The following is an 8,244-nucleotide window of genomic DNA, read 5'->3' on the forward strand; positions in this document are numbered from 1 at the left end:
GCAAACGGCCCCGCCCCTTCTGCAGGCGCATCTCAGTATATGGGGTCCATCAATCCAGATTAAACGATTTATGAGACAGGTCTAAACTCGAATACGAGAGAAGTTTCTTCTCCTGGCACTGACTGCCGGACCCGAAGGTGTCCAAGCCAGTTCTTGTCATCAGGCGCCGGAAAATCCTCCCGAAAGTGGGCTCCCCTGCTCTCCTCCCGTCTCATGGCTGCCGCCAGAATCAGGGCCGCTGTCCGGGCGGCAAGACGGAGTTCCAGTAACCCTTGCATATCCGATGGATGATCCGGTTGAGGGAGACTCATGAGTTCAGTGTGGATTTCTTTTGCGACGCTCAAGGCCTGTATGAGACCCTCCCGGTTTCTGATGATCCCCCCTTCTTCCCACATGATTTTCCGAAGCCTGGTCTTGAGCCGGGGCAGAACCACAGCATCCTTCCCGGGCAGGGGACCGAATTCAGGTCTGACCAATTGGGCTATAATGTCCTTCTCTGCAGGGGCAGAGTCCCGGCCGGCCCACTTGGCTGCGGCTGCCCCGGCCCGCGCGCCAAAGACCTGGGTCTCGGTCAGGGCGTTTCCCCCCAGGCGGTTCGCCCCGTGCAGCCCGCCTGTCACCTCACCGGCCGCAAAGAGACCGGGCACAGTGGTGGCGCCCTGGTCATCGATACGGATCCCTCCCATGGTGTGGTGTGCCATGGGCGCCACCTGGACAGGATGCTCCCATGCGCCGTAGTGTTTTCCCAGAATTTCCCACGTGGAAGCCGAGAACGGGTCTTGTTTCCACCGTTCCTCGGACACGTCCGTCAGGTCCAGCCGGATCTGACGTCTCTGCCTGAAAATCTCATCAAAAAGGACATGTGAAAGCCGGTCCCGGGCCTTCTCCCCGGCCGGACGTTCCTCGATCCCATATTTCTCAAGGATGTCTTCCTTGCCGCTGTTGAACAGCTGTCCTTGATCAGCAAGCCGGGGAGGAATCAGAAAGGGAGGGAATTTCCGCTCCGCCAGCCCCAGCGGATAAAACTGCACGAATTCCATGTCTTGAAGTTCTGCACCGGCATCCAATGCAATGGCGTGACTCTCGCCGAACATCCTCTGGGGATTGTCATGACGAAGGTAGAGGGCCCCTGCTCCGCCCGTGGCCAGAATCACGGCCTTTGCAGCAAATCCCATAAAACAGCCTCGGACCGTCGAATAGGCGACAAGGCCGGCCGAACCCTCAAGGAGCTTGAGTCCGGTTACTGTCATTCCGCCCATGAAGCGGACGCCCAGGGTTTTGGCCTTTTCCAGGAGACATTGTACAATCGCCTGACCCCAGACCGGTGGCCGGCCTTTTGAAAAGAGATAGCCTTTATGGAATTCGCCTGATATTCCCCACGCCGCCAGCTCTTCCAGTCTTTCGGGACCTTCCGCCACAAGAACCTCTACCAGCTCCTTTTGATTAATGCCCCGCCCCGCCTGCAGGGTATCGCGGATGTGGTTTTCGGCCTCTTGGGGCCTTGCAACCCCTGCGAATACACCCGCGCTTAAGATGGTACAGCTTGCCTTTCCCGGAAGGCCCTTGGAGATCACACACACATCCAAACCGGCCTCCCTCGCTGATATGGACGCCCTGAGACCTGCCGCACCGCTGCCGACAATGAGTACATCACACGAGATATGTTCCATGACTGCTCCTCTGTCTAGCTCAAGGATCCTTCAGAAAACCTGGCCATGTCGTCCATGAGTCTGCGTATCGTCTCACCAGGCATTGGGATGTGGCTTTTGCACACCTCGCAAATTATCTCCCCACAGAGAAAATAAAGTGGAGATCATCCTCATTTTTTTCGGAAAACAGATTCCCCCCGTCTCCCCCTGTTCATTGCATGCTACCAAGCATCCGGATATTCTACTCACCGGTCTGGACATAAATCTTCTTTATACCAGCGCAGAATATGAGTCAAGTGTAGACCCCTTTACAAAAGCGATATTTCTTATTCCAGGAAATTGGTCCCGGATTCATTTTGTCCGCCACAAAAAATTGGTTTTCTCTTGACGCCAGACCGCATTTCAGGATAATCTATTTCGAGAAAAGTAACTCGTATCCCTCTTCTTGCTCCTCCTCAACTCGTGCTGAATCAGCGTTCTGTATCCGCGTACCCTGTAAAGCCGTTTTTGCCGCCGCGATTGCCGGTTCTCCCCGTTTTCTTTAGCATCTCAAGCAAGGCATTCGACCTAAAACCGGACACCGCCTATTGTCCGTTCGGCCCAAATCACATGGTGACCAACACGACGTCAGTTGGAAGTCATTAAAAATGGAATGCCCTAAATGCCAGACTGAAAATCCTAATACCAGGAGGTTTTGCCGGGAGTGTGGGGCAAAACTCGTCCTGTACTGCCCCCACTGTAGCTCAGAAAACCAGCCCGGTGACAAATTCTGCGGTGAATGCGGCCATGGTCTCACCCAGACCGAAGAACCAGCCCCCAAAGATCTCTCCTTTGACGAAAAATTAGATAAAATCCAACGATATCTTCCTGAAGGGCTTACCGAGAAGATCCTTTCCCAACGGGACAGAATCGAAGGGGAACGAAAACAGGTCACGGTTATGTTCTGTGACATGGCCGGATTTACGTCACTGGTGGAAAAACTGGGACCTGAAGAGGCATATACGGTTATGGATCAGGTGTATGAGATCCTGATTCACAAGGTCCATGATTATGAGGGTACAGTGAATGAGATGACCGGCGACGGGATTATGGCGCTGTTTGGGGCACCCATTGCCTTAGAGGATGCCCCTCAACGGGCGATTCGCTCCGCATTAGCAATTCACCGGGAGATGGTTAAGTTCAACGAGAAAATGAAGGAAGACAAAACAGAGATACCCCCGCTCAAGATGCGGATCGGCATTCACACCGGACCGGTGGTGGTGGGGACCATGGGAAACGACCTCCGGGTGGAGTTCAAAGCGGTGGGGGATACGGTGAATCTGGCCTCCAGGATGGAAGGCATGGCTGAGCCCGGCACTACATATGTGACCGAAGACACCTTTAAACTCACTGAAGGATTTTTCCGATTTGAGTCTTTGGGTAGAAAACAAGTAAGAGGCAAAGAAGAGCCCATTCAAGCTCACAAAGTCCTTGAGGTCAGCACCCGAAGGACGCGTTTTGATGTCAGCGCGGCACGCGGCCTCACTCCTTTTGTGGGCCGACAAAGGGAACTCGAATCTCTACTTGATGGATTGGAGCGGGTCAAAACAGGTCATGGACAGGCGTTTTTCATTGTATCTGAAGCCGGTTTGGGTAAATCAAGGCTCTTACACGAGTTTAGAAAGGCAATTGGCACTGAAGACGTGACCTTTTTGGAGGGAAAATGCGTTTCCTATGGCAGGGGTTTATCTTACCACCCCATTGTGGAAATGCTGAAATCGAATTTCGACATACAGGAAGAAGACGGGGATGCCACGATACAACAAAAGGTTCGATCCGGTCTGATTTCCCTTGGCGCGGATGAATCGGCAATTTTGCCCTATATCCTGGGGCTTCTATCGGTTAAAGACAGCGGCGTTGACAAAATCGTGATGAGTCCGCAAGGAAAGCGGGATCAGAACACTGAAGCGCTAAAGCAGATCGTATTGAGAGGATCTCAGATCAGGCCCCTTGTCCTTGCCGTGGAGGACCTACACTGGGTGGACCGAAGTTCAGAGGATGTTCTCAAATCCCTTTTACCCTCTATACCAGGGGCAAAAGTATTTTTGTTGTTCACCTACCGTCCGGAATACGAACCAACCTGGCGTGTCAAGTCCTACCAGAGCCAGATAACGCTCAACCGGTTATCAAACCGGGAAAGTCTCCAAATGGCTGAGTACCTGCTGAAATCAAAAGAGATCAGCTCATCGGCTGAACAAGTGATTCTGGAAAAGACCGAAGGCATCCCCTTCTTTGTCGAAGAATTCGTAAAATCCTTCAAGAATCTAAATATAATTGAAAAGGATGGAAGCGTATACCATCTGTCGGGTGACGCCTCGAGCATGAAAATCCCCACTACCATTCACGATGTCATTATGGCGAGGGTTGATGCGCTGTCTGAGACAGCCAAAAATGTGCTCCAGATTGCTTCGGTTATCGAAAGAGAATTCAGCAGTGAATTGATGAAACGGGTTGCAGGCTTCCAGGAAAAGGAACTGCTTGCCTCTTTGTCAGCGCTAAAGGAGGCTGAGCTTATCCTGGAGAGAGGGGTACCACCGCACTCGACCTATGTTCTCAAACACGCCCTCACCCGGGATGTCGTAAACGATTCCATATTGGCCAGAAGGAAAAACGAGTTGCACAACAAAATCGGCAGTGCCATTGAAAACATTTATCAAAACAACCTGGATGTCCATTACGGTTTCGTGGCAAATCATTTCCTGGAAGCGGAAAATTACATCAAGGCCGCCCAGTATTCCAAGCTTGCTGCGAAGAAGGCCCTAAAAGCAGGGGCCTTGAAGGATGCTATCGGATACGGGGAAAAATTGGCCCTATCTCTGGAAAGATTGCCGCGGACACAGGATGTGGAGAAAAAGATTATCGATGCTCGGACAGCTCTCGGGCTCTACTATAACCAGGCCAACATTTTTGTTCTGTCAAAAGAGGCTGTGGAGCCAGTAATCAGTCTTGCTGCAAAACACGATTATAGGAGACGAATCGGTCAAATCAATACCATACTGGGAGCGTATGTTTACGCTGTTGAGGAAGACTTCCCCAAGGCCGAAGACCAATTTAGGGAAGCCATAAGCGATGCTGAAGCCACCGGCGATCTCATTTCCCTGGTTATGGCTCATCACTGGATGGGTCATGTCTTGGCCGATAATTGTCAGTTTGAGCAATCCCTGTATCATTTGAACAAGGCGTTGGAGATCAGCACCATGGCGAATGTCCTGTGGGGGATTGCAGCCCAGACGAGTTGCATAGCCCGAACGGTTTATCTTTATCAGGGAAAGGTGAACGTGGGATATCCCATGAGCTGTGAAGGGCTGGAAAAGGCTGAAGAGAGTGGTGATGCCTATTCAAAGATAGAAGCCCATTTTAGTATGGGTATGGCGTATTATCAAAAGCGGCGACTAAAGAATGCGAAGGAACATCTCTCCATGAGCTGTGAGCTATGCGAGCGGATTGAGTCTCCCGCCCTTCACAGCGATGCTGAGTGGTGTCTGGGTGAGACGTATTTCTCAATGAAGGAATATGAGGAATGTAAAAAACATTTCGGAAACGCGGTTCGGCTCCTGATTTCCTATGCCTTTATGCCTTCTTTTATGCGGGTATGCGAATTGGCCATGGCCAGGGTCATGGCATTCAATGAGGAGAAGATACCCAATTTGGATGTGTTGTTAGCATATGGCGATAAAAAAAGCGTCAGGAGATTTAGTGGTCAAATTCGGAGATTATTAGCTGAAATTATATTGTATTCGAACGACAACGATATGGGGAAGGCAGATAAATTTATCCAGGAAGCTGTCACTACCGATAAGCAAAATGGTAATTTTTTTGACCTGCCAATAGATCTGGCAGTCTATGCTCAGATCCATAAAAAGAGCGGTGAACGGTCAAGAGCAAGAGAGGCTTTACGTGAGGCCATTGGTATTTGTGAAGAATGCGGTCGAGATGGCTGGGCAGAAAAATACGAAAATGAATTGGCATCTCTTTGAGAAAGTTGCAGGAGTTCGGACCGCGATATGTTATTGAATTTATAGAGCTTGGTAGATGACATATCGAGTTTAAAAAATTGCTGGAGGACTCGATGAAATGCCCTCATTGCCAGACTGAGAATCCTGATGAGGCTAATTTTTGCGGCAAATGCGGAACAAAGCTCGTACTAATTTGTCCTCAATGTGGATTTGAAAATTCACCGGGTAATGTTTTCTGTAATGAATGCGGCTACAACTTGTCCGCCCCTTCAGAAACAATCCCGCATGAGCAAAAAGAACCCCTTCCTGAATCCCAAGGCGAACGCAAATACGTGACCGTTCTCTTTTCCGATTTGTCCGGGTACACCGCAATGTCCGAACGGCTGGACCCTGAGGACGTCAAGGAGATCACCACCCGGATCTTCGGAGAAGCGGCTAAGATTATCGATAAATACGCGGGGTTTGTGGAGAAGTATGCGGGCGATGCCATTATGGCCCTGTTCGGAGTGCCTGAAGCCCACGAGGACGATCCAATAAGGGCTATCCGGGCAGCCCGCGAGATTCACGGGATGGTGGAGAGCATCAGTCCTGAAGTAGAGGAGCGGATCGGCCGGCCGCTTACGATGCACACCGGAATCAACACCGGACTGGTGGTCACCGGCGATGTGGACCTGGAGAAAGGGACCCATGGGGTGGCCGGGGATACCATCAATGTGGCCGCCAGGCTGAGTTCTCTCGCAGAGGCCGATGGGATCCTGGTGGGGAAGAGGACCTTTCAGCAGACCGAAGGGTATTTCCAGTTTCAACAGGTGGAGCCTGTCATAGTCAAGGGTAGGGACGAGCCGGTTCAAAGCTACCGGGTGGTCTCTCTGAGGGAAGAACCCGTCACTCTCCATCATCTCTCAGGTCTAAAGGCTGAGCTTATCGGCAGGAAAGCGGAGGTGGCAGAGCTTAGAGAAGCCGTTAATCTGCTACGGGAGGGTAAAGGCCGAATATTTTCTATCTGCGGGGATGCGGGTACCGGGAAAAGCCGGCTGGTCCAGGAGTTTCGAGAATCTCTGGCCCCCGGTCAAATACAGTGGCTGGAGGCGCATGCGTATGCGTACACGCAGAACGTACCTTACTATCCCTTGATGGATCTTTTTAACCGGATCTTTGGGATTGAGGAAGCAGACCGTCCCGAGAGGATTAAAGAAAAGATCGAATCCGCCCTCCAGGATCTGATCGGGGAAAGAGAGGATCTGATTCCCTATGTGGGGAGCCTCTACTCCCTCAGCTACCCGGAGGTGGAGGAGGTCAGTCCCGAGTTCTGGAAGGCAAGGCTTCAGGAGGCGGTAAAAGACATCCTTTCCGCCCTGGCGCTGAAGGGACCGACCATCTTTTTTCTGGAAGACCTCCACTGGGCGGACCCCTCCTTTGTGGAGCTGCTGCGCACCACGCTCCAGGAGGTACGCCACCCTGCGGTGGTGCTCTGCGTGTACCGGCCCAGCTTCACTCTGTTTACCTCCCACCAGCTCGAAGGGCTCAAGGGTTTTTACCGTGAGATCCGGCTCCAGGACCTCTCCGCCTCCGAGGCCCTGGACATGCTGGAATCCCTCCTTCAGACCGACCAGGTCCCCTCGGAGCTGGGCCACTTTGTCAGGGACAAGGCCGAGGGGAATCCCTTCTACCTGGAGGAGCTGATCAACTCCCTGATCGAATCGGACACCCTGGTAAAGGACAACGGCACCTGGCGGCTCACCGGCCCGATTACGGAATCGAGCATCTCATCGAGCATCAACGGCATCATCACTGGGAGGCTGGACCGTTTGGAGCGCGAAGCCAAGCGGGTGCTCCAGGAGGCCAGTGTCATCGGTCGGTCCTTTCTGTACGACATTCTCAAGCGGATCACCGAATTAGAGGGTGAGTTCGATCAATGCCTTGTTGGGTTGGAGCGCTTGGATCTGATCCGCACCCGGAGTATGCAGCCGGAGCTGGAATACATTTTTAAACACGCCCTGACCCAGGAGGTGGTCTACAACGGGCTTCTCAAGAAAGAGCGAAGAGAAATCCATGAACGGATCGGCCAAGTAATTGAATCCCTCTTCCACGACAGGCTGCCGGAGTTCTATGAAGCCTTGGCTTATCACTACAAGCAGGGAGAATCGGCTCTGAAGGCCTTAGATTACCTCATGAAGGCGGGGGAAAAGGCGACCAAAAGATATGCCCTTGAGGACGCACATCGGTGTTACGAGGAAGCATATGAGGTGCTCGGTAGTAAATCAGGTAGGACCGGCGAGGAGCACTGCTTGTTACTTGATCTCGTCTTACAGTGGGCTTTGGTATTTTACTATCGTGGAGATTATAAGGGGTTATCAGACCTGCTCAGTAATCATAGGGATTTGGCTGAGTCTGTGGGTGATAGATCAAGATTAGGGATGTTCTATTCATGGGTTGGAACTACTCTTTATTACAGGGGAAATCACTGCTGTCCGGTTTACTTTATAATGATATCAATAGGTTATGATTTTACTTGCTCTTCAACTTGCAAATTTGCTTCAAAAATCTAAGGAGTAAAATTAGCACATTTGACTCTTTGCTAATAAATATGGCGATCTCAA

The 8,244-nt window shown here is 51.6% G+C and carries 3 protein-coding genes; 2 read left to right on the top strand and 1 reads right to left on the bottom strand.

Translation table 11 applies throughout. The features are described from left to right. Positions 1 to 68: 68 nt before the first annotated feature. Entirely contained in the window at positions 69 to 1,670 is a 1,602-nt protein-coding gene (locus tag K9N21_23620) for an FAD-dependent oxidoreductase (GenBank protein MCF8146906.1), read from the bottom strand. 626 nt (positions 1,671 to 2,296) lie between these two features. Between K9N21_23620 and K9N21_23625 the strand changes: the two genes are divergently transcribed. Both K9N21_23625 and K9N21_23630 read left to right on the top strand, forming a co-directional pair. Next, on the top strand, positions 2,297 to 5,665 hold the full coding sequence (locus tag K9N21_23625) for an AAA family ATPase (protein ID MCF8146907.1): 3,369 nt from the start codon (positions 2,297 to 2,299) through the stop codon (positions 5,663 to 5,665). Positions 5,666 to 5,757: 92 nt separating this feature from the next. After that, positions 5,758 to 8,193: an AAA family ATPase gene (locus K9N21_23630; GenBank protein ID MCF8146908.1), complete on the top strand. Its 2,436-nt coding sequence runs from the start codon at positions 5,758 to 5,760 to the stop codon at positions 8,191 to 8,193. Positions 8,194 to 8,244 lie beyond the last annotated feature (51 nt).

The sequence above is a fragment of the Deltaproteobacteria bacterium genome (genome assembly GCA_021737785.1).
In the GTDB taxonomy this organism is placed as follows: domain Bacteria; phylum Desulfobacterota; class DSM-4660; order Desulfatiglandales; family Desulfatiglandaceae; genus AUK324.